The sequence below is a fragment of the Halorarum halophilum genome, assembly GCF_013401515.1.
In the GTDB taxonomy this organism is placed as follows: domain Archaea; phylum Halobacteriota; class Halobacteria; order Halobacteriales; family Haloferacaceae; genus Halorarum; species Halorarum halophilum.
On the sequence record NZ_CP058529.1, the window covers coordinates 3488596 to 3509385 of the forward strand.

The window sequence follows — 20790 nt, forward strand, 5'->3', positions numbered from 1 at the left end:
TGCCAAGTACGCTCGGGACGCGACGCTAGTCGACCCGCAGATGAATACAACATCGACAACGACGAGCGACGCCTTCAAGCTTGCGACGCACGGTATCGGGGGACACGGCGGCGAAGGATAACAAGCCTTAATTACGTACCTCCGATACTCAGCATTGCAGGAAGCCCGGATGGTGTAGTGGCCCATCATACGACCCTGTCACGGTCGTGACGCGGGTTCAAATCCCGCTCCGGGCGTCCCGACGATTCGCGCCTTCTAACGGTACTTTACGATTGACTACGGGTCAGAGATCACCTACGCATTCGGTCGTGTGACGAAACGTACAGCGACCATTCGGGTGATGTCCAATGAACATACCCACCGGACAACAGTCCGCGGATTACACCTGTTACAGCTTTCGCGTCAACGGCATCTACAAGCAGCAAACCGGGTAGAATGGACAGCAAAACTGTGGCACCATCAAACGCCGGATTCGCTCACTGAAGATCGGCAGCCGCTGTGAGGGTGAGGTGCGGGGTGAGACAGTCTACGGCGTCCAGCGCTTCGACCGTTTCCCGCTCTACGTCGTAGCACACCACACCTGCGCCAGCCAGCTTCGGCAAGTGAGTGTGGTGAAGGCCAGTCAGAACCCGTTCATAGTAGTCGTACGTCGGATCTGCTTCCCAGATCGCGATCTGCTCAGCGAGGTCGCCAAGCGAGACGGCACCAACCTTCTGTGAGAGATAGTGGAGCGTATACCGACGATGGTCATGCGCAAGAAGGTCGAAAATCGTAGTCGGGTTGAGGTCTCCAGTACTGGTCCCGCTCGATGAGTCGTCAGGCTTCGTTTTCATGGACTTCCCCGCACTCTACTTCCACCCGCAACCACCCCTTCCCCTGTGGCTACCTTGAGTTGAGCGCTGCATAGTAATCATGCCCCTGGAGCATAACTGTTCGGGAGTGGGTGGTTCTCGGGTTGGTGTAGTGCAAATTATGACAACCGGGTTATACGATGCTAAATCAGATTGCGATCACATCGTCCGTTAGTCGGTGATGTAGTCTGGATCGTAACTCGCGGTTTCAGCGGCGCTAGTTTTTGAGATCTCAATCGTCCAGTCGGGCGCGGCCTCAACTGGAACCGTAACCTCCCACGTGCCTTCAAGCTCGGCGCCGTTTGTAAACGCGTCCAGGATGAGGGACTTCAGCTCATGCTGGAACTCGGTAGTAACGTCAGTTCCCTCATCCGGGCCATCTTGTGAATCCATGGTGGTGTGGAGTACTGTACCGGTCAGTTCATCTGGCTTTCTTCAGTCTCCAGACCCTCGGAAGCTTCAGGAGTATATACCCACATCGGTCATATTTCCGTCCGTCATATCAGGAACAATATGAGTTACACCGGTAGACGAAAGGCTGCCGGTTGAGACCGACCGTGCCGAATCATCGACACAGCCAACGCCGAGAGATACGGGGAACAGAAGTGTTGAGAGATGATTCTGCTTCAAGAACGTGCTCGCTCAGCGATCGACACTCACTTCGAACGCCCTCATGTGCACCGGTAATCTCCCTGTGTTCGAAACTCAGGATTCCCGAACGTCGTTCCGGAGTTCCTGCTTCCGGTTGTCAATCGCCCGTCGGATGTTCACCCGATCGTTTCCCGAGGCGTTGTCACGCGCGGTTTGCAGGCGTGAGAGTGTCTCGTCGTTCTCGTACCGCTCCTGAAATTCGCACGTTGCCACATCTCCGTTAGGGGAAAGAGTACCAGTGAATGTTGCGATTCCCCCTTCCCGGAAACCGGTGGGTTTTTCCCCGTTCAGGGACCGGCGTTGACGTTCGTTTCGCCGTTTTGCTTCAACTCGTTCTTCCATTCAATCTCCCCCTCGATGCGCCCAAGCAGTGAGGTGGCATGCTGTCGATCTTTACCGTCTCGGTCGCGCTCTTCCTTGATCTTCGTCGGCTCATGTTCGAGGAAGGCGAGGTCACGGGCGGATAGTTCCATGATTGATGTAACATATGGCGGATACATGAACCTGGGTCTGGTTCTTTGTTTGGCACACCTCTATTCAGCGGTGTGATCGTGTGGGGGTTGTTCCGTTTATAGGGTCGCGAATCAGTGGCCGGATTTCGCAGGTTTTCAAGTGTTTCTTGTCATCTCACATCGCGATGACTACTTTCTGCTTGGCTCGGTTCTTGATGGGGCTGTATCGAGAACGGAGACCCTGTCAAAACTCCCAGTACCCATCGAGCTCGACACCCAGAAGTCGGGTTAGAACGAATATGTATCAGTAGCGACCTAGGGTAACTTTATTGGCGGAACCGAGAAACGATTGCGTTATGACTCACCACCCGACAGTTTCGACGGGTAACTCGGTCCTCGACCGCGCGTTACGAGGTGGGTTCCCGCGTACTCGCAGCGTGCTCTTTACCGGGACACCCGGCACCGGAAAGAGTACGCTGGCCATGCAGTTCCTCCAGGAGGGCCTGGCGAACGACGAACGGTGTCTGTACATCAGTACGGAACAGACGTTCGACGAACTGCGCTCGGGGTTCGCGCCCTTCGAATTCGACCTCTACCACCGGAACCTCATGATCACGACACTCCACGCCACGCCGGGCGAAACGCTCGAAAGCGACGAGCAGGAGCTGACCCTTCAGGCGCTCGACGGTGGGGAGGAGATTCCGGGTGAAACGTTCGGCATCCCGTTTACGGCTGGGCACATCGAAAAGCACCTCGAAGAGTACGCCCCCTGCGACCGGGTCGTCCTCGACAGCGTATCGGGCCTCAAGATGATGACCGACGACGACGTGCTGTACCGTCGGGCCGTCCTCGACCTGATCCGGCTGTTCACCGACGAGTTCGGCGCGACGACGGTGATCACCGCCGAGCATACGGGGACGCCACAGACCGCGGACGGGGTCGAAGGCATCGGCGCGGCGAACGCGGTCCAGTTCAACGTCAACGGGGTCATCAGGCTCTGGCGCGAACTCGTCAGGGGCGACTACCACCGATTTCTCGACGTACTGAAGATGCGCGGGGTGGACCACGATACACGCCGCTACGAGATCGAATTCGCCGACGGTGGCGCGAACGTCATTCCCCGCCGCCGGTCCCACTCCGCGAAGTTCATCGACCACGCGTACGCCCAGACCGGGGTTCCGGGCCTGGACGAACTGCTCGGCGGCGGGTTGCTCAAAGGCACGGGCACGCTGCTGGAACACGACGGTCAGTCGAACTTCGACGTGTTGCTCTCTCGGCTCCTCCTGCAGGCCCTGGACAAAAACTTGGGCTTGACGCTCGTGCCGACCGTCGAGATGAAACGCCAGCGCGTCGAGGAACTGCTGTCCGACTATTCGAAATCGGTTCCCGAACTGCTGGACGACGACGAGTTGTGCGTCATCGACATGGTCGGCGCGTGGGAGGCGGACCACGACAACGTGTTCGACGTACAGCGCGAGGACGCGTCGCTCCGGTACATCCTCCAGACGATCGACGACAATTCGGCCACCGACGGCCAATTCTACGTGCTCAACACGGAAGCGAAAGTACACGGCATCGGGCAGGACGAGGCCCGATCGTTCCGGTACTGGCTGGAGGCCAACTACATCAGCCCCGAGGATATGCACCTCGACATCCACAACCCCAACCTGATGGCCGATAAACTGGCGGCGTTCTACGTCGACGCCGCCGGACAGGTCCTCCGAACGTGGATGAGCGAGTCGGGGTTACAGTACCTCGAACTCGCGAAGTCACCGATCGGAAGCGTCGGCAGCACGCGCCTCGTCGAGTATCTGGACGACCGACCGTTCCTCCGGGTCCAACAGCAGTAACCTGAACGATCTTCGGAAACGCCGGGGGCCTGACCGGGCTATTCCTCGATCCGGATCCGGTCCCGGTCGCGCGTCTCGGCGAGCAGATCCTCGCGCGACACCATCGCGGAGTTCGTCTCGGTGCGCGACGTCGATCGCGGGACGCGGAACTTCACGAGCACGTACCGACCCCGGTCGTCGACGCCGGTGATGGTCGGCACGATGCCCGTCGTCTCCTCCTCGTCGACGACGACGGTCGTCCCGGTCAGCTCGGTGTACACCTCGCCGAGCAACTCGTTCGGCCATCGGGTGACGTCGTCGTTCATCGATGCGTGGACGGGACGACTCCGGACAAAAGGGTTTGCCACCGATTCTCACGGAGCGAACTGTGAGCGTGCCGTCAGGTAGGCCGGGCACGACCCGTTCACAGGAAGGTCACGAGGCCGACGACGAGAAATCCCGCGGCCATGACCAGTAACAGGAGGACGAACAGGGCCATCACCGGCTCGTCGGCCGCGCCGGCCGCGAGGCGCCCGAGGATGGAGCCGCCCCCGTCCGCGCTCACGGCCGGGCACCTCCGCTCTTGAGCACGAACCGGGAGGGGTGCGAGAGGTGCAACACGAATCCCACGTCCATGATCGATGGAGGGCTCCCCGGTGAATAAACCCCGACGACTCCGATCAGGTGATTCCCACGAGCGACCGACCGACGACGGCACCGAGGAGCGCCGCGAACAGCGTCCCGAGGCCGAAGACGGCGACCGACCTCCACTCGCCCTCGTCGAGGAGTCGATGGAACTCGACCGCAAACGACGAGTACGTCGTGAACGCCCCGCAGAACCCGGTTCCGACGAGCATCCCGAGCGTCAGCGGGTAGCCGGCCGAGACCGCGCCGCCGACCGCGCCGAGCAGGACGCTCCCGACGACGTTCACGAGGGCAGTGGCTCGCCGCCCCGGAATCCGGCGGCCGACGAGGTAACGACCGACCGCGCCAGCAGACCCGCCGACCGCCACCAGCATGGGTGCGAGCAGGCCGTCCGTGATCATCGGTTCCTCCCGACCGTGACGCCGGCAGCGGCGGCGGCGACGCCGAGCACGTACGTCGCAGCGACGTAGACGACGCCGGCAACCCCGTCGAGCGAGATGGCGTCTACTGCGAACGTGCTGTACGTCGTGAACGACGAGCAGAGCCCCGTCGCGGCGAACAGGCGGACGCGCTCCGGGAGCAGCCCGACGGTGAGGACGCCGAGCGCGAAGCTCCCGACGACGTTGACGAGCAGCGTCCCGGCGGGCCCTCCGACGGCGAGGTCGACACCGTACCGGAGGAGGGAGCCGAGCGCCCCGCCGCCGGCGACGAGGACGAGCGCCGCGATGCGTCCGTGCATGATCCACGTCTCATCCCCCCGCTACTCCCCCGTTTCGGTTCCATCCGGTCGTTCACGCACCGGCGGTCCCACGCGCTCGTGTTCCTCGTCCCCGGAAGTCGAGACTCTCGGCGAGTCACCGTCGTGACGGGTCCGTCTGGTCCTGATGCGGACCGAGTGTGCGGACCCGGTCGCGTCGTCGACGACGAGTGCATCCCCAACGCCGGTCGGGAGTCGCCCGGCGAGGTCGCCGGCGAGCAATGACGGGCGTGCCTCGGCGAGGGCGTCGACGTCCTCCCGCGTCGCGAGGTGGTGGGCCACGACGACGTCGGCTTGGGAACGCGCGACGGACGGGAGCGCTCCCGGCCGCTGGGTAGCACACACGAGCGAGACGCCCGGGGCCCGCCCCCGGGTGAGCAGCGTCCGGAGCGCGGGTGCCGCGATACCGTCGAAGGCGACGTGCGCCTCGTCAACGAACAGCCAGGGGAGCCGATCGAGTTCGTTCTCGACTCGAGTGCGGTAGAGCCCCGAGGCGGCAGCTCGACAGACTGCGGCGAACCCGGCTGCCGGGAGCGCCGCGCAGTCGAGCACGGTCGGCTCCGCGGTCGCGAGGTCGGCCGGAGTGAGGCCGTCCGGACTGAACGCGTCCCAGGTGTCCGCGAGCGCGAGGTGGTTCCCGGCCGCCCGTCTCGTCGCCCCGTCGGCGCTCGCGTCGTCGATCCACGTTCGTGCGCCCGCGAGCGTGTCCTCCGCGACGAACGCTCGCCAGACGAGGCCCCCGACCGCGCTTGCGGGGTCGAGCCCGAACAGCTCCGGCCACGCCGATGCCGGAAGCGCGTCCGCGCGGACCCGAGGCCGCCGGTGCACCGTCCCCCCGGCTTCGACGAGTCCGCCGAACGCGCCCATCGGGTCCACGACGACCGGGGAGAGCCCCGGGGCGGTGGCGACCCCTTCGGCGAGCACCCCGAGCGTGTACGACTTGCCCGTTCCGCGCTTCCCCACGACCAGCGCCGCGTGCGGACGATCGAGGTCGAGTTCGACGGGGTCGCCGGTGCTCCCGTCGCGGGCGAGGTAGCGTCCCAGTTCGGCGGTCGGTCCCCGGTCGTCGGTGCGGCCGATGACGTGCACGGGGGGCCTGGCCCCGTCATCGGTCAAGAACCCTCGGCCGAGAGTTCAAGTATCGGAACGCGGCCAGCCCGGGGTATGCTCGACGGACTCCGAGAACTCGCCCGCGACGAACGCGCCATCGAGGGGCTGCCGGTCCGACTCGTCATCGCGCTCGTCGTCGGCGTCGCCTGCCTGAGCGTGTTACTGAACATGGTGTCCGGGATCGAGGGGTTGGCCGTCGCCGAACTCGACGCCCGGCCGGACCCGGAGGTGACGACCCCCGGCGAGCAGGAACTCACGATCGCGGTCGTCGACCCCGACGGCCACGCGGTCTCGGACGCGACGGTCGTCGTGTCCGGCGGGACCGCCGACCTGGACGGCGTGGTGACCGGACGGACGGAGGACGACGGAACGGTGACCGTGACGGTGACGCCGTCGCTCGGGCCGAACCAGGTTGAGGGCACGCTCGAGATCGCCATCAAACCGCCAGCAGGTGGTTCCTTCTCGGACCATCGGGGGAACACGAGGGTGCTCGTGGTCGCGGAGTGAGACCGGAACGGTGCCGATCGACCCGGCCTGGATCGGCATCGACGACGGTCGCGGTGAGATACTACGCCGTACGCTTACGGTAGTGGCACTCGTTTACCCGGCTTGCCGGAGCAACGGGATCGAACATACTCCTCGGTCGAACACCCAACAGTGTGCACACTACCAACCAGTCCCGTGGAGGCGAACCTGTCGAGTAAAACGATTGGGCGGACGGATGACTGACGGTCGTCGATGGACGGGGACGGCCGACCGCGACTCCGCCGTCGAGGTCCGCGACGTTCGGAAGACGTACCACGTCGGTGAGCCGGTTCGTGCGCTGGACGGCGTCTCCCTCGAGTTATCTCGCGGGTCCTACACCGCGGTGATGGGACCGAGCGGGTCGGGAAAGAGTACGCTGATGAACCTTGTCGGCTGTCTCGACACCGCGACGGAGGGAACGGTCGTCGTCGATGGCCGGAACGTGATGGAGCTGTCAGGTCGCGAACGGACGCGCCTGCGGGGTCAGGAGATTGGCTTCGTCTTCCAGACGTTCAACCTGATGCCGCGGCTGAGCGCGGTCGAGAACGTCGCCCTGCCGATGGTCGCTCAGGGGACACCCCGTGCCGAACGGACCGAGCTTTCGCTGACGCTCCTCGAACGGGTCGGTCTAGGGGACCGGGCCGAGCACCGTCCCAACGAACTCTCGGGGGGACAGCGACAGCGCGTCAGCGTCGCCCGGGCGCTCGCCAACGATCCGGCGCTCGTCCTCGCGGACGAACCCACGGGCAACCTCGACACGGACACCGGGGACCGGATCATGGAACTCTTCGCGGAACTCCACGCGGCCGGCAACACGGTCCTCATGGTCACCCACGAGCGTCGGATCGCCGAGCAGAGCGATCGGATCGTCCACCTCCTCGATGGGACGGTAGATCGCGAGGAGTCCGTGAACTCGCCGCGCAGGTCGACCATCCGCGGCGACGAGCCGTGAACCCCCTCGAGAGCGTCCCGATGGCCTGGCGGTCGATCCGGGGTCACCGTCTTCGCTCGACGTTGACGACCCTCGGCGTCGTCATCGGCGTCGGCGCCGTCATCACGTTCGTCACGCTGGGGGCGAGCCTCCAGGTCGCCATCATCGGCGACGTCGCCGCCGACCAGTCGCCGGCGATGACCGTGGCCACCCAGCCGGAGGGCGAGGGAGGTGGGCCGGGGTTCGGCGGCGGCGGGGCAGTCTTCACGGAACACGACGTCCGGCGAATCGAGGCCGTCGACGGGGTCGTGACGGTGATCCCGCTGGGGAGCGTCGCGCTGTCGGGCGTGTCGTACCGAAACCAGTCGGTGGCGCTCTCGTCGATGACCGCGACGTCGCCCGCGTACTTCGACCAGCCCGGTCAGGGGAACTTCACGTCGGGCGGCAACTTCAGCCTCGGCGCGCGCGAGGTCGTACTGAACGAGCGGGCGGCGACGCTCTTCGAGACGAACGTCTCGGTGGGCGACTCCATCACCGTCACGTACAGCAGCGGCGAGACGGTGAACGCGACCGTGGTCGGCATCCTCGCTGCCGAGTCGAACGTCGGCGGGTTCGGCGACGGGGCCGGCAGCCAGCCCCGAGTGTACGGTCCGACGGACCCGTTCTACCAGAGCAGGCTCGAGAGCCCGTCGACGGGCGAACGCCAGCGCGTCTATCCACTGTTGACCGTCGTCGCCGAGGACTACGAGAACGTCGACGAGGTGGAACGACGCGTGATGACGTACCTGGAGTCCGACTCCGACGCCCGCACGCTCCTGCCGTCGTCCTACGAGGTCACCGTGCGGACGAACGAGGAACTCGTCGAGCAGATACAGGACATCCTGGACACATTCACGGGCTTCATCACCGGCATCGCGGTCATCTCGCTCGTCGTCGGCGCCATCGGTATCGCCAACATCATGCTCGTGAGCGTCACGGAACGGACCCGCGAGATCGGGATCATGAAGGCCGTCGGCTTCCAGAACCGCGATATCCTCCAGTTGTTCCTGGTCGAGGCCGTCATCCTCGGCCTGCTGGGGTCGGTCGTCGGAATCGTCGTCGGTATCCTCGGCGGCTACGTCGCGACGGACGTCCTCGACCTCCCGCTCATGTTCCCGCTCGAGTGGGCGGGGATCGCGGTCGTCGTCGGCATCCTCGTGGGCGTCGTCGCCGGCCTCTACCCCGCCTGGACGGGGGCTCGAACCGACCCGATCGAGGCCCTCCGCTACGAGTAGTGCGGTCGACAGTCGCCCCGACGGTAGGGAGGCTACTTCCCCTTCCCCAGCGGATTCAGCCGTCCCTACCCCCGGTGTACCTGGGCGCTCCGATTCCGGACAGGGGCGTTCGTCCGCAACGTTCACGCGGCCCTCGGATCCCCGCAGTCCGACTCGTCGATGGAGCACCTGCGCCCCCGAATGAGACATACTTGACCGGCACTCTCCCGAGGGTGAGTTCCCACCTCGATCCGAAGTTCTCCCACCGCATTTAGAATCTCAGATTTATGTACTTTAGTAGCATTCATAAGAATTCAGTGATAACCTCGGCCGAGCCTTCGTCGGCGTCCGTACGGGGGTCGGGAGCCTCGCAGGGCCACATCGACGACGGTGGGGCTCCCCCGAAATCGTTCAGTTCGAGTCGAGCGACGGTGGAACGAGTTCGAGGGTTCCAACTCGACAGAACCCGGCTACCAGCGCCACCTGCGATGGTCTGGCCAGGAGGGACGACGGTTCTCTCGCGGTCGCCTCCGTGTCGAACTCGTCTCGCCGACGCTAACGCCTGGAAGCGGGATGAGCTACTGGCACCCCCAAACGACTATCCCACGGAACCGGGATCGGGGAACCGACCGAATGGTACACTTCGACACTGACTGCCAAGTCCCCCCGTAACGGCTCGTCGGTCCGTCACGCATCCTCGTCGGGCATGAGGTAGCACGATCCGTCGGACGTCGGATGGTGGAGCGCCGTCGTCGACGCTGGTCACGGTTGAACTGGGATAGTGGACAGGGAGAAATATCTGAAGTACAAATAATATACAAATATGATAGGTCTCCGGATCGATTGGCGGATGTCGTCTTCGGTGGTGGGGGGAACTGTTCCGGCCGGTTCGACGGCCGCGCCGCTCTCGCGATCGAGGCGGTGATACCCCGGCCTAGTCACTCACCTCGTTGTCGGGTTCGACCCCGCCAGTCTATCGATGACCTCGAGCAAAAGGGGTGGGTACGCCGAGCCAAACCACGTCCCACTCCGGCGGTCCCCGGCGCGGGGAGCCACAACAGTTAATCCCTCCCCGGAGGTCGAGTGGATATGTGGCCGTGGGGACACCTCGCGTTCGGGTATCTGCTCGAATCAGTGTGGAAACACCGGCGTGAAGGTCGTCCGCCGACGGGACTGGAGACGCTCGCACTGGCGATCGGGACGCAGTTCCCCGACCTGGTCGACAAGCCGTTCGCGTGGACGTTCGGCGTGCTCCCCTCCGGACGCTCGCTCACCCACTCGGTGTTCACGATGATGGCAGTCGTCAGTATCGCGTACGTCGTACTCGAGGGGCGAGCGGCACGTGAGTACGTCGGTCCGTTCGCCCTCGGGTACGTGTCCCACCTGCTCGGGGATTCAGTCAGGCCGGTACTCGCGGGGGACGGGGAGGGTGTCGGCTTCCTCGCGTGGCCGCTCGCCTCGACGGACTACGGCGTCGAGACCGGGCTTCTCGCCCACTTCGCGCGTCTGCAACCGTCCGACCTTCTCGGCCCGGAGGGTGGAATCGTGGCGCTCTCGCTGTTCGTGTGGGTGTTCGACGGCCGGCCGGGGCCCGAGGAGTTCGGCGCGCTGCTCGTGCGGGCCTACGACGGAGTCCGTTCGCTCTGCGCGGTTCGGTAGTCACCGCTCGCCGGCCCTTCCCGCAGCTCCCCGTCGGTCGGTTTCTTGCGGCGCGGACGACCGCCTGCGTCCCGATATCGAACGTCTACTTCCCGGAGGCGCTTGTCGGAGACGTCGACGCTGAAGGGGCCCCCGGCACACCCGACCTGTCATCGATAGGACAGTCGTATTCGCCCGTCCGAACAGATTGTGCGGTGCCCTCGATCGTATCGATACGAGCGGACGGAGCCGCTCGCGGAACCGTGTCGATCCCAGCGACTGGAAGGGGAGACGCTCGGTCCCGGGACCGTTCGATGTGTCGAGTAACACGGACCAAATTCGCCGTTGGTGGGGTATTACAATGGCGTCCTCCCACCCTCTACGACTCGTGTCAGCAGAGGATTCGGCGTCTACGACCAACGCGATAAGCTTCGACGTCGAGCACTGGCATTCGGCGACGCTCCTCAGCGACGCGGTCGAGGATCCGGAGGACCGGATCGAGGAGTCGGTCGACGTCGTGCTCGACGTGCTCCGCCGGCACGACGTCCGGGCCACGTTCTTCGTCGTGGGCGAGGTCGCCTCGGAATACCCCGATGTCGTCCGGAAGATCGCCGACGCGGAGCACGAACTCGCGTCGCACGGCCACACCCACACGCCCCTCTTCGAACTCTCACCCGACGCGTTCGAGCGGGAGCTCGACCGGTCCACGACGGCGATCGAACGGGCAAGCGGGATCGAGCCGGTCGGCTTTCGGGCGCCGAACTTCTCGGTGACTGGGAGGACCGACTGGGCGCTCTCGATCCTCGAATCGAACGGATACCGCTACGATTCGAGCGTGTTCCCGGTCACGACTCCGATGTACGGGGTCTCCGGGGCACCGATTCGGCCGTACGACGTGGCGCTTGACGACCCGTTTCACGCCTCCTCGGCTGAGCAGTCGGGGTGCGGGCTCGTCGAAGTCCCCCTGTCGGTACTCGGTTCGCGCGTCCGCCTGCCGATCGCGGGCGGGTTCTACGGGCGCGTCACGCCGGTCTGGCTACTGGAGCGTGGGATTCGTCGCCTCAACCGGCGCGGGATTCCGGCCACGCTGTACTTCCATCCATGGGAGTTCAATCCGGCGGTCAGGGTCGACTCGCCGTCGGTCCCGAAACGGTTCGTCAGCTTCGTCGGCATCGAGAAGACGGCGCGGAAACTCGACCGACTGCTCACCGCCTTCGACTTCGGGCCGATACGAGCCATGGTCGACCGGCGTGAGCGGAACCCGAAACGAGACAAGTGGAGAGAACTGCGGACGGACGACGCGACCGACACGGAGTACGACAGATGAACACGAGGGAAACACAGGAGACGACACGACTGGAGATCGAACGGTGCGACGACGCGGCCGAGTGGGACGCGTTCGTCGAGCGGAACGACGGCCCGCCCTTCGCCCTGTGGGGGTGGGGCGACGCCGTCGAGTCGTACGGCCACGACCGATGGTACTTCGTCGCCCGCGACGGGGGGACTATCGCCGGCGTGCTCCCGCTGGTCCACATGGAGAGCAGGCTGTTCGGTTCGAAACTGGTGTCGCCGCCGTTCGGCGAACGCGGGTCGCTCGTGCTGGGCAGTTCACGGTCGGAGGAGGCGGCCGAACTGCTCCTGGAACGAACCCGGGAGCTGGCCGACGACCTCGACGTAGATTTCGTCAGCCTGCGGGGGGCCGAGATCGGAGACCGGCATGGATTCACGGGGAGCTCGCGGTTCGTGACCTTCCGGATACCGCTGAGCGACGGTGCGGAGTCCACCTGGGAGGGTGTGAAGGAGAGCCGCCAGCGACAGGTTCGACAGGCCGAGGACGCGACGCTGACGTATCGCGTCGGCGAGCGGCTCTCCGACCTGAAGGAGTACTACAGGCTGTACTTGAAGTCGATGCGCGGACACGGGACGCCGCCTCACTCGTTCGACTTCCTCCGGATCCTCTGGGACCGTTTCGCCGACGACGGTCACCTCCACCTCGGGATGGTCGAGAAGGACGGCGCGCTGATCAACGGCATCATCGACCTCTCGCTCGGGTCGAGCGTCCACCAGTGGGGCGTGATCACCGACTACGAGCACCGGGACCTGAACGGCGGAAGCCTCGCCCTCTGGAAGTCGCTCGAGCGGGCAGCCGAGGAGGGGTGCGAGGTGTACGATATGGGACGTACCCGCGAGGGATCGGGCGTGTACCTGTTCAAGAAGAGTTTCGGGGGCGAGAAGACCTGGTACGACGATAGCCACTACTTCCCGAGCGGGGAAACCGAGCTCCCACACCCGGAACGGGAGGCGTACGACCCCATCAAACGGGCGTGGAAGCGACTGCCCATCCCGCTCACTCGCGTCGTCGGTCCGAGGATTCGAAAGGGCATCAGCCTCTGATCGCGAATGAAGGTCCTCTACATCGTCGGGCAGAGCACGGGTGGTCTCCCACACTACACCGCTGAGCTCGCCAACGCAGTCGCGGAACACGCCGACGTGACCGTGATGAAGCCGAAGGAGACGACGGCGGACGAACTGTTCGACGACGAGGTCGAACTGCTCACGGCGTTCGACCACCTCGGCGTCTCGATGCCGGAGCTGTACAGCTTCGACGTCAATCCGTTGGATTTCGTCCGGGGGTTCCTCTCGTACGACGCGATACGCGAGATCGAGGACGTGGACGCGGACGTCGTTCACGACACCACTGACCTGTTCCCGCAGGTGAAACTGTTCGCGAAGCGCCACGGGATCGACGCCCGCTTCCCGCTCGTCGTGACCCGCCACGAGGTCTCGAAGCGCCGTCTGTCGTTCTCTCGCCCGCCGGTGCTCGTCGAGGAACTGCTCGATTACGCGATCCCCGACCTCGACCTCGACCGGGTGGTCGTCCACACCGAGAAGCAGAGACGGGCGATGACGAACCGCGGGGTCCCAGCGGACCGGATCTCGATAATCCCCCACGGCGCGTACTCGGTGTTCGGAAGCGATACCGACGTCGATGTCGACCCCGAGCGGAACTGTCTGCTGTTCTTCGGCCACATCGTCACCCCGAAGGGGCTGGACACGCTGGTCGAGGCGATCCCCCTGGTCAAACGGGAGATCCCGGACGTGAAGCTCATCATCGCCGGCGAGGGGAAGATCCCACGACGATCCCGGGCGATCATGGAGGCCCACGAGGGGAACTTCGAGGTCCACAACTACTTCGTCCCGAACGAGGAGGTCAAGGACATCTTCGGCCGCGCCGAAGTCGTGGCGTTGCCGTACCGCAACCAGGGCGGAACGAAGGGCCACAGCGGCGCGCTCGCGACGGCGTTCTCGTTCGGGAAACCGGTCGTCGCCTCGACGGCGGGGGAGTTCACGTCGCTGGTCGGGGACACGGGCTCCGGACTGGTCGTCCCCCCGGAGGACCCCGAACGGCTGGCGTCGGCGATCATCCGGCTCCTGACCGACGAGGACGCGAAACGGGAGATGAGTGCGTGCAGCAGTCGGATGGCGGATCGGCTCTCGTGGGACAACGTCGCGGAGCAGTACGTGGACGTGTACGAACGCGTCCTCGACGGCGCAGGTCGGTGAAACCGGGTGCGTCCGCGAATCGGAGCGCTGAGGGGCGTCTCAGACCGGGAATCGCCCGACGTCCGTGACGACGATCACTCCCGATCCGTCACGTCCTCGGTCGACGCGTTCCGGGACCGGAGCGACGGGACGCCGGGCATCCCGTCGTACACCCAGAGGACGAGCATCAGGACGCCGATCAGGGACTTGGGACCGATGAAGCTGCTCACGCTCAACTCCCGGAGGTACTCGCCGAAGGTGTTCTGACTGTCGGAGGTCGGAGCCCGGAGAAGCGGCCAGAGCAGGTAGCCGAGGTCCTCGTACTGGCCGGTCAAGAGCAGTCGGTACGTGTCGGCGAGGCTATGGCTGAGGTGGCCCACACTGAACGCTACGACGAGATTTGTGCGGTTCCATCGCCTGCTCAGGGCGTATCCGATCGCGAAGATGACGAGGACCGTGAGGAGCGAGTGACCGAGCGAGCGCCCGGAGGGGAGCACGTTGTACGTCCACGCGAGCGGCTTGTCGACCAGGTCGGGGAACTGAGTCCCGAGGAGGAGGCACCATGCTTCGAGGTCACCTGGTGGACGTTTCTTCCAGTAGTGGGTCGAAGCGGACCACAGCAGGTAGCCGATCGCGGCGTGCGCCCACGGGATCATGGGGGGGCGGGGGTGATGGGATGTCGGACGCTGGGGTGGACCCCTGTTCGACGGTGCCGTGGTTCGGCGGCTGATGCGCCCGGAACCCACGGTCCGCCACCTGCCCGGTCTTGTTTCGAGGATACCATCTCGCGCCTACTTGAGGTAGCCGAGATCGCGTAACAGCGACTCCTGGTCCTCGTTGAGTGTGGTGTCCGCGAACTGGTGTGCTCCCTCCTCGAACTCGTCCGGTACCAGCGCGCTGGCGTCCGCCGTGGTGAAGTCGGGGTCGCCGAACGTCAGCGTGCGAGCCAGGGAGAGCCTGACGAGGCTGGCCACCTTTCGAGGGGAGGCGTTGTCCCGCCACGCGGGGGAGTACCCTCTGAACAGGTTGTCGTACAGTAGCGCGCCCAATCGCTGGACGCTCGACTTCCGGTGGAGAACGTGTCCGCCGGTCGCGTTCCAGACGCCGCTCGCCGCGTACACCGACAACTCCGTCGACAGGCCTCGCGCCTCGACTTCGAGGTGTTGCCAGACGTCGGACCGGGGCTTCCTGCTCGGGTCGGATCCCTCCCGCCAGACGTCGACCCCGTCGACCCCGTCCGGGGCCGCGCCCCGTTGGGCCGAGAGAACGGTCGGGGCGACGTCCGTGCCCGAGAGGAGTGACGGGTAGGTCTCGTCTTTCGGAAGTCCCGCCCCCAGGAAGACGATCGGGATCTCAACGGTTTCCGGACACATCGGGTGTCCGTGGCCGAATCGGCCCCCGTTCCGCTGCTCACCGAGGCACTGGCCGTGGTCGCTGGTGAAGACGACGAGCGTCTCGTCCAGGAGGTCCCGTTCGGCGAGCTGGTCGTACACGTCGAGGAACCGCTCGGCGGAGTTGTGGCAGTCCTGCCTGTAGAGATCGATCAACCGGCTCCGCCTGCTCTCGTATTCGCGGAAGAACTCCTCCGTCGACTCGAACGCCTCGTTCCCGAAGCCGTACGGTGCGTGGGGTCCGACGTCGTGCACGACGTGGACGAACGGCGGTTCCAGCTCTCCGAGCTTCGATTCCGTCTCGAGATGGTGGATCTGCAACGGCGGTTTCTCGTCCGACTCCAGCCCGATCCACACGCTCTCCGCGTTGAACCCGACGTCGACTCCGTCGGCTCTCAGCAGTTCGGCGCTCTCCGCCAGCCGGTCGTCGAACATCCACACCTTGTGCGTGGCCGGATACATCCCCGTCAGTAGCGACGGCAGCGCCGACGCCGTGAACGTGCTCGGGGCGATGGCCCTGGCCGTCACTCCGAGGTTCCGCACCTCTTCGGGGAGGAAGTCAAATCGAAGCGCGTCGGAAACGAAGATCACGACGTTGTCCACATCGCTCACGTCGGTCCACTCCGAAAGTGGCGTGTCCATCTGTGCTCTCACTCGTCTGTAGGGGCGATGCAGAGCCACAAGAGAATAAACTCCCTATCCGAAGTACAACGAACTTACCGAGTCGGGCAGGTCCCGGTAGCGATTCGACCGCTACACGCCGGCTCGCAGGTGGTCCACGCACGGTCGCTATCCGGCTCCGGGGATCAACTCGATGGCTCCCGGATTCGGGTCTCGAACGCGTCTCCCGTGGTCGTCGGAGGTGTCGACGAACCCCGGAATCCTCCTCCCCGACGATGGCGTACTCGTCCGAGGTGAGTACGCTCGTCGGATCGGAGTGCACAACTGTCGAACGTTGCAGGGGTACACCCGGCGGATTCGCGTCCCCCTTCGGAGGGCGACGTGGCGCACCGACTACCCGAGCCGATCGACCGGTAACCGTCGAACAACTATGTCGAGCGGCACCGAACGGTCACGGGTGACGTCCGACGATCGCGGCGAGGGGAGGTTGCGCGGCTCCGCGAGTCGTGGGCTCGTGGGCGCCACGTTCCGGCTGGTGAACACGTACTGTTCCGGTGCGCTGGGGGATGCCCACCGGACCTACTGGCGGTGGCGCCTCGCGGTCCTCAAGGAGGACGGGACCGTGCAGGTCGGCGACACGACTGCCCGCTTCGGCGTCTCCACCAGGTCGGAGCGACGGAGGGTCCGGCGGCTCGGCGGGGAACGGTTCGTCCTCGAGGCGTTCCTTGAGGACCTCACCGGGACCGAAACCGTCTGGGACGTCGGCGCCTGCGTCGGGACGTACGCGTGCTTCGCGGCTCAGAAGCTTCCCGAGGGTCGTGTCATCGCCTTCGAACCGGAGCCGACGAACCGGGTTCGGCTCCGGGTGAACCTGCGAGCGAACGCCCCGCCGGAGCGCTGGCAGATCGTCCCGGCGGCGCTCTCCGACCGTGATGGGACGGCGACGCTGGCGTCCGAGTTCGTCGAGCCCGGCGGCGGCCACCACTACCTCTCCGATGGCGCCGGACGACCCGTCGAGGCCAGACGCGGGGAGAGCATCGCGTCTCGCGGGTACCCCTCTCCGGACGTGTTGAAGCTCGACGTGCAGGGAGCCGAACTGGACGCGTTACACGGGATGGGGGACGCGCTCGATGGCGTCGACGTGATTTACGCCGAGTTGCACACGAGGAAGTCGGGGAGATACGGGACGACTGTCGAGGAGGTCGAGGAGTACCTTCGCAAGGCGGGCTACTCGGTCGAACACCTCGGAGAGCCCACGACCGGACGACCGGGCGTGTACTTCGTCCGGGCGTACAGGTGAACAGCCAGGCAGACGTGAGTCGTCGGAGTCGTCGCGCGCTCGCGGAACGGCGCGTTCGGTCGGGAGTGGAGACCGTCACCGGGAACGAAGCCACCTGGAGGCGATGCGTGCGACGGGACGTACCTGGGGAGTATCTTCATTACGACACCTGTGGACGGTAGTACCATGGTTCGACAGAGCGGGGAGGAGTCCGTCCTGATCCCGGCTGGTTTCTCTCCGAAAAGCCTCACCGCAGTTCGATCGCTCGGTGCTCGTGGAGTTCACACTGTCGTCGCAGCCCCGAAACGGACGGTTCCGGCGTTCGCGTCCAGGTACTGCGACGAGCAGGTGCTGGTCCCGTCGCCCTGGGACGACTTGATCGCGTACAAGGACGCGCTCCTGGACCTCGCATCGCGGCCCGACGTGAAGGCGGTCGTCCCCTCGCTGGAGGAGAATACGTTCCTGTTCTCGAAGTACGACGAGTTTGCCGAGCACGTCGCCCCCCTCTGGCCGTCGTTCGAGGCTCTCCGAACGGCCCACGACGGGAAGCGCCTCGCCGAGGTGGCAACGGAAGCGGGCCTTCCGGTGCCGGAGACGATGTCGTTCGACGAGGTCGACGACTGGTCGCGCGAGTTGATCATCAAGCCGCGGTACGCGATCCTGACGAGCGAGTACGAGCCCTCCCTCTCGCCGTCGGAGTGCAGGGGGAAGATGGATCCGGTCCACCCCGAACCGGGCGTCGAACCGGATCGCGAGGCGCTCACCGCGGAACTACGGGGGAACCCCCCGATCGTCCAGGAGTACGTTCCGATCGCCCGCGAGTACTCGTTCAGGGCACTGTACGATCACGGCGAACCGGTGGCGACGAGCCTGAAACGGCAGATCCGGGGGAAGACGTACGCGGGCGGCGCGAGCGTCTTCTGCAAGCTGGTTCGCGACCCGGAACTGGAGGAGATGGGTCGGAGGTTGCTCGATCATCTCGACTGGCACGGGCTCGCAACGGTCCAGTTCATCGAGGATGCCCGAACGGGGGGGTTCAAACTGACCGAGATCAATCCAAGAACTTGGACATCGATCCCTCTCGACGTACGCGGAGGTATCGACTATCCGTACTTCTACTGGCTCCTGGCGCGAGGGGAACGGAACCGGATCGCGCCGCACTACAGGGATGGGTTCGCGGCCCACCTCCTCTTCGGCGAACTCCAGTACCTCCTCAGCGTCGTGCGAGACGACTACCCCAACGCGGCGCGTCCGGCGTTCAGAACGGCCCTGTGGGAGACGCTCACGTCGATCTACGAGCATCCGAACTTCTACTATCCCAAGCTGGACGACCCACGCCCCTTCGGTCGCGGCGTGCTGAACGTCCTTCCCTTCGGCGACTGACTATGATCGAGTAGTAGTTGCGTTAATCGTCCTGGCTGGGACCGTGGTGGCACTATCCCGTGACTGCTATCGGATCGTCGAATACGTTTCCCTCGAGATCCGAGACGGCTCCGAAGACTGAAGTGGTCCTCCCGAGTGGACCGTCCTCGCGACGACTAATCCGATACGGACAAACTCGGCGCTGGTTGCCGGTCAGGCGAGGACCTCGGCCACCGCCTGGGCGGTGATGAACGCGACCACGAGGGCCCCGGCGAACACGATCCACCGGAGCCTCCTCCAGAGACCCGGGGAGGCGTGGCGGGGAGAGAACAACTCGGTGCTGACGAGGAATCCGAGAAACCAAACGAAAAACGCACGTTCGAGGGTGGGGAGCGGTCGCTGGTGGGTCGACACCATCACCCCGGCGATCACGGCACACGAGATTGCCCAGACCAACTGCCAGGCACCGAACGCGCGGGTTCGTCTCTGGTTCATCTCAGACATCCCTCGGTTCGACCGGCAGGCACTTCGTCCCGGCGTCCCCGTCAGTCGAGGATAGCCGACACGACTGCGTCGGGTGGAGACCGTCCAGCGTGTCGGTCATCCTGTTAACGATGTACCGGTACGTTGGCACGTCGACAGACACGGCTAGCCACTCCGTTGATTCGACCGACTCGTTCGGACTCTCTCCGTACGAGTGATCGTCCAGTTGACGTACTCCGTACGAACAGGGTCGAGACAGGCGCGTACGAGGTTCGGTGGCATTCGTGCGTTTGTTCTACGGGAAGGACCAAAACACTAGTCGGATGATGTGTTCTCTCTGACGTTTCCGCTCGTCTCCCATGACGACGGGAGTATCATGGCCGAGTCGGCGAACTCCCCGACGAACGTGTTGTCCATGGCGGAGCAGGCGTAGAACGGCTCGTCCACAGTGCGGATGCCGCTACGGTTCCCCTGGCGCTGGTCGGTCATCCCGGCAATCGTGTTGTCGTGGACCTGGAGCGCGACCACGGCGTTCCCATCGGCGTGACAGTACACACCGTCCTGGAAGTCCCCCCAGATACTGTTCCCGCTGACACGGTTCTCCGACGACGTCACGCCGTCGGCCGACCTGACTACGACGCAGTGGCCGGTGGGGGTCTGCTTCGAAATGTCGTTGTTCAGGATCAGGTTCCGCTTCCCGCGGTTGATTATTACGTCGGCGGCTTCGTTGGCGTAGAACTTGCTGCTACTGACAACGTTCCCGTTGCCGCGCATTCGAACGGCGTGGCCGTCATTGCCGCCGAACCAGCAGGTGTCGACCCGGGCCACGCCGAGTGCCGGCCCAGCTTGCCGGTTCATCCCCATCCGGAGGCCGTCCCCGTTGGACCGGAGGAACCGGCAGCCGCGGAAGAAGTTGTCGTCCGTGGACCCCTCTGTCGAGCCCGCGAGCCAGAAGCCGGTGCCCGGCGCCGCGGCGAAGTCGCAGTCGACGAAGCGGCCGTTCCAGAACGCACCGTAGACGATGTTACCCGTCGAGTTGTTCTCCTCGTTCCCGTCGAACGTGATGTCCTGGAACCGGCACTGCATCCTCACGTCCTCGTCCGGCCTCGGCGTCACGACCAGATCCGTGTTTGCGCCGTCGTCGAGTTTGACGACGGTCGCGTTTCGTCCCCTACCGGTTAGCTGGACGCCGTGGTCGAGCGTGAGTTCGGCGCCGACGTACTCCCCCTCGCCGAGTTTGATATCGACGTTCGGTCCGTGCTCGTCGATGATGCGCTGGATGCCCGCGACGCCCTCGACCGGTTCGGCGTAGTGTGCGCCGTCGATCCCGTCTATCTGGCTCTGCCGAACCGAGCGGTCAACTGCCGATCGGTCGTTCGTCACCTCCGTCACCAGACCGGCCCCGATCGCACCGGCGACCGCTCCCAGGACGGTTCTCCGCTGAGGGTTCACCATTTGGCTTCTCCCGT

Annotated in this window: 22 protein-coding genes and 1 tRNA gene; 11 read left to right on the forward strand and 12 right to left on the reverse strand. The window is 64.9% G+C overall.

Features of this window, described 5'->3' with window-relative positions; genetic code table 11:
* The first annotated feature begins 163 nt into the window (after positions 1 to 163).
* A tRNA-Asp gene (locus tag HUG10_RS17375) sits at positions 164 to 236 on the forward strand.
* A 240-nt stretch (positions 237 to 476) separates the two neighbouring features.
* On the opposite strand, the gene HUG10_RS17380 is transcribed toward HUG10_RS17375, so the two are convergent.
* The 3 genes from HUG10_RS17380 to HUG10_RS17390 all read right to left on the reverse strand — a co-directional run bounded on the left by HUG10_RS17380 (position 477) and on the right by HUG10_RS17390 (position 1975).
* On the reverse strand, positions 477 to 833 hold the full coding sequence (locus HUG10_RS17380) for a DUF7344 domain-containing protein (RefSeq protein WP_179170766.1): 357 nt from the start codon (positions 831 to 833) through the stop codon (positions 477 to 479).
* A 189-nt stretch (positions 834 to 1022) separates the two neighbouring features.
* Positions 1023 to 1244 (reverse strand): hypothetical protein, encoded by a 222-nt coding sequence (locus HUG10_RS17385; RefSeq protein WP_179170767.1) that lies wholly within the window; start codon positions 1242 to 1244, stop codon positions 1023 to 1025.
* A gap of 545 nt (positions 1245 to 1789) precedes the next feature.
* The gene (locus tag HUG10_RS17390; RefSeq protein ID WP_179170768.1) at positions 1790 to 1975 is read right to left on the reverse strand and encodes a hypothetical protein; all 186 of its coding nucleotides are present in this window, start codon (positions 1973 to 1975) and stop codon (positions 1790 to 1792) included.
* A gap of 335 nt (positions 1976 to 2310) precedes the next feature.
* Between HUG10_RS17390 and HUG10_RS17395 the strand changes: the two genes are divergently transcribed.
* Positions 2311 to 3804, forward strand: coding sequence for an RAD55 family ATPase (locus tag HUG10_RS17395; protein ID WP_179170769.1), 1494 nt, complete (start codon positions 2311 to 2313; stop codon positions 3802 to 3804).
* 38 nt (positions 3805 to 3842) lie between these two features.
* Here HUG10_RS17395 and HUG10_RS17400 read toward each other — a convergent pair whose 3' ends face one another.
* The 5 genes from HUG10_RS17400 to HUG10_RS17420 all read right to left on the reverse strand — a co-directional run bounded on the left by HUG10_RS17400 (position 3843) and on the right by HUG10_RS17420 (position 6274).
* Positions 3843 to 4109 (reverse strand): hypothetical protein, encoded by a 267-nt coding sequence (locus HUG10_RS17400; RefSeq protein WP_179170770.1) that lies wholly within the window; start codon positions 4107 to 4109, stop codon positions 3843 to 3845.
* A 98-nt stretch (positions 4110 to 4207) separates the two neighbouring features.
* On the reverse strand, positions 4208 to 4348 hold the full coding sequence (locus HUG10_RS17405) for a hypothetical protein (RefSeq protein ID WP_179170771.1): 141 nt from the start codon (positions 4346 to 4348) through the stop codon (positions 4208 to 4210).
* 115 nt (positions 4349 to 4463) lie between these two features.
* Entirely contained in the window at positions 4464 to 4829 is a 366-nt protein-coding gene (locus tag HUG10_RS17410) for a fluoride efflux transporter FluC (protein ID WP_246310180.1), read from the reverse strand.
* Positions 4826 to 5167 carry a fluoride efflux transporter FluC gene (locus HUG10_RS17415; RefSeq protein WP_179170772.1) on the reverse strand — a complete coding sequence of 114 codons (342 nt, stop codon included), beginning with the start codon at positions 5165 to 5167 and terminating at the stop codon, positions 4826 to 4828. The genes HUG10_RS17410 and HUG10_RS17415 overlap by 4 nt, the downstream gene beginning before the upstream one ends.
* 21 nt (positions 5168 to 5188) lie before the next feature.
* Complete coding sequence (locus HUG10_RS17420; RefSeq protein ID WP_179170773.1) at positions 5189 to 6274, reverse strand: ATP-binding protein; 1086 nt, start codon at positions 6272 to 6274, stop codon at positions 5189 to 5191.
* A gap of 75 nt (positions 6275 to 6349) precedes the next feature.
* Between HUG10_RS17420 and HUG10_RS17425 the strand changes: the two genes are divergently transcribed.
* From HUG10_RS17425 to HUG10_RS17455, 7 genes are all read left to right on the forward strand, one after another.
* Positions 6350 to 6802, forward strand: coding sequence for a DUF7382 domain-containing protein (locus HUG10_RS17425; protein WP_179170774.1), 453 nt, complete (start codon positions 6350 to 6352; stop codon positions 6800 to 6802).
* A 214-nt stretch (positions 6803 to 7016) separates the two neighbouring features.
* Positions 7017 to 7772: an ABC transporter ATP-binding protein gene (locus HUG10_RS17430; RefSeq protein WP_179170775.1), complete on the forward strand. Its 756-nt coding sequence runs from the start codon at positions 7017 to 7019 to the stop codon at positions 7770 to 7772.
* On the forward strand, positions 7769 to 9025 hold the full coding sequence (locus HUG10_RS17435; RefSeq protein WP_179170776.1) for an ABC transporter permease: 1257 nt from the start codon (positions 7769 to 7771) through the stop codon (positions 9023 to 9025). Before HUG10_RS17430 ends, HUG10_RS17435 begins: the two co-directional genes overlap by 4 nt.
* 1068 nt (positions 9026 to 10093) lie before the next feature.
* Positions 10094 to 10663, forward strand: a complete 570-nt coding sequence (locus HUG10_RS17440) for a metal-dependent hydrolase (RefSeq protein WP_179170777.1) — start codon at positions 10094 to 10096, stop codon at positions 10661 to 10663.
* A 367-nt stretch (positions 10664 to 11030) separates the two neighbouring features.
* A complete protein-coding gene (locus HUG10_RS17445) occupies positions 11031 to 11969 on the forward strand; it encodes a polysaccharide deacetylase family protein (RefSeq protein WP_246310181.1) in 939 nt (312 codons plus the stop codon).
* Complete coding sequence (locus HUG10_RS17450; RefSeq protein WP_179170779.1) at positions 11966 to 13036, forward strand: GNAT family N-acetyltransferase; 1071 nt, start codon at positions 11966 to 11968, stop codon at positions 13034 to 13036. The genes HUG10_RS17445 and HUG10_RS17450 overlap by 4 nt, the downstream gene beginning before the upstream one ends.
* Positions 13037 to 13042: 6 nt before the next feature.
* Positions 13043 to 14206, forward strand: coding sequence for a glycosyltransferase family 4 protein (locus HUG10_RS17455; RefSeq protein WP_179170780.1), 1164 nt, complete (start codon positions 13043 to 13045; stop codon positions 14204 to 14206).
* A 74-nt stretch (positions 14207 to 14280) separates the two neighbouring features.
* Here the strand turns inward: HUG10_RS17455 and HUG10_RS17460 are convergent, their stop codons facing one another.
* Positions 14281 to 14841 (reverse strand): metal-dependent hydrolase, encoded by a 561-nt coding sequence (locus HUG10_RS17460; RefSeq protein ID WP_179170781.1) that lies wholly within the window; start codon positions 14839 to 14841, stop codon positions 14281 to 14283.
* 135 nt (positions 14842 to 14976) lie between these two features.
* The gene (locus tag HUG10_RS17465) at positions 14977 to 16218 is read right to left on the reverse strand and encodes a sulfatase-like hydrolase/transferase (protein ID WP_179170782.1); all 1242 of its coding nucleotides are present in this window, start codon (positions 16216 to 16218) and stop codon (positions 14977 to 14979) included.
* Positions 16219 to 16654: 436 nt separating this feature from the next.
* Between HUG10_RS17465 and HUG10_RS17470 the strand changes: the two genes are divergently transcribed.
* Positions 16655 to 17497, forward strand: a complete 843-nt coding sequence (locus HUG10_RS17470; RefSeq protein WP_246310182.1) for an FkbM family methyltransferase — start codon at positions 16655 to 16657, stop codon at positions 17495 to 17497.
* A gap of 165 nt (positions 17498 to 17662) precedes the next feature.
* Positions 17663 to 18859, forward strand: a complete 1197-nt coding sequence (locus tag HUG10_RS17475; RefSeq protein ID WP_179170783.1) for a carboxylate--amine ligase — start codon at positions 17663 to 17665, stop codon at positions 18857 to 18859.
* Positions 18860 to 19051: 192 nt separating this feature from the next.
* Here HUG10_RS17475 and HUG10_RS17480 read toward each other — a convergent pair whose 3' ends face one another.
* A complete protein-coding gene (locus HUG10_RS17480) occupies positions 19052 to 19333 on the reverse strand; it encodes a hypothetical protein (protein ID WP_179170784.1) in 282 nt (93 codons plus the stop codon).
* A gap of 303 nt (positions 19334 to 19636) precedes the next feature.
* Positions 19637 to 20776 carry a right-handed parallel beta-helix repeat-containing protein gene (locus HUG10_RS17485; protein ID WP_179170785.1) on the reverse strand — a complete coding sequence of 380 codons (1140 nt, stop codon included), beginning with the start codon at positions 20774 to 20776 and terminating at the stop codon, positions 19637 to 19639.
* Positions 20777 to 20790 lie beyond the last annotated feature (14 nt).

What these genes read in the sequence shown, in the direction of transcription:
- HUG10_RS17440 (WP_179170777.1), top strand. Translation starts at nt 10,094, where the DNA reads ATGTGGCCGTGGGGACACCTCGCGTTCGGGTATCTGCTCGAATCAGTG.
- HUG10_RS17480 (WP_179170784.1), bottom strand. Translation starts at nt 19,333, where the DNA reads ATGAACCAGAGACGAACCCGCGCGTTCGGTGCCTGGCAGTTGGTCTGG.
- HUG10_RS17380 (WP_179170766.1), bottom strand. Translation starts at nt 833, where the DNA reads ATGAAAACGAAGCCTGACGACTCATCGAGCGGGACCAGTACTGGAGAC.
- HUG10_RS17430 (WP_179170775.1), top strand. Translation starts at nt 7,017, where the DNA reads ATGACTGACGGTCGTCGATGGACGGGGACGGCCGACCGCGACTCCGCC.
- HUG10_RS17455 (WP_179170780.1), top strand. Translation starts at nt 13,043, where the DNA reads ATGAAGGTCCTCTACATCGTCGGGCAGAGCACGGGTGGTCTCCCACAC.
- HUG10_RS17465 (WP_179170782.1), bottom strand. Translation starts at nt 16,218, where the DNA reads ATGGACACGCCACTTTCGGAGTGGACCGACGTGAGCGATGTGGACAAC.
- HUG10_RS17400 (WP_179170770.1), bottom strand. Translation starts at nt 4,109, where the DNA reads ATGAACGACGACGTCACCCGATGGCCGAACGAGTTGCTCGGCGAGGTG.
- HUG10_RS17475 (WP_179170783.1), top strand. Translation starts at nt 17,663, where the DNA reads ATGGTTCGACAGAGCGGGGAGGAGTCCGTCCTGATCCCGGCTGGTTTC.
- HUG10_RS17390 (WP_179170768.1), bottom strand. Translation starts at nt 1,975, where the DNA reads ATGGAACTATCCGCCCGTGACCTCGCCTTCCTCGAACATGAGCCGACG.
- HUG10_RS17425 (WP_179170774.1), top strand. Translation starts at nt 6,350, where the DNA reads ATGCTCGACGGACTCCGAGAACTCGCCCGCGACGAACGCGCCATCGAG.
- HUG10_RS17450 (WP_179170779.1), top strand. Translation starts at nt 11,966, where the DNA reads ATGAACACGAGGGAAACACAGGAGACGACACGACTGGAGATCGAACGG.
- HUG10_RS17460 (WP_179170781.1), bottom strand. Translation starts at nt 14,841, where the DNA reads ATGATCCCGTGGGCGCACGCCGCGATCGGCTACCTGCTGTGGTCCGCT.
- HUG10_RS17410 (WP_246310180.1), bottom strand. Translation starts at nt 4,829, where the DNA reads ATGATCACGGACGGCCTGCTCGCACCCATGCTGGTGGCGGTCGGCGGG.
- HUG10_RS17385 (WP_179170767.1), bottom strand. Translation starts at nt 1,244, where the DNA reads ATGGATTCACAAGATGGCCCGGATGAGGGAACTGACGTTACTACCGAG.
- HUG10_RS17485 (WP_179170785.1), bottom strand. Translation starts at nt 20,776, where the DNA reads ATGGTGAACCCTCAGCGGAGAACCGTCCTGGGAGCGGTCGCCGGTGCG.
- HUG10_RS17395 (WP_179170769.1), top strand. Translation starts at nt 2,311, where the DNA reads ATGACTCACCACCCGACAGTTTCGACGGGTAACTCGGTCCTCGACCGC.
- HUG10_RS17415 (WP_179170772.1), bottom strand. Translation starts at nt 5,167, where the DNA reads ATGCACGGACGCATCGCGGCGCTCGTCCTCGTCGCCGGCGGCGGGGCG.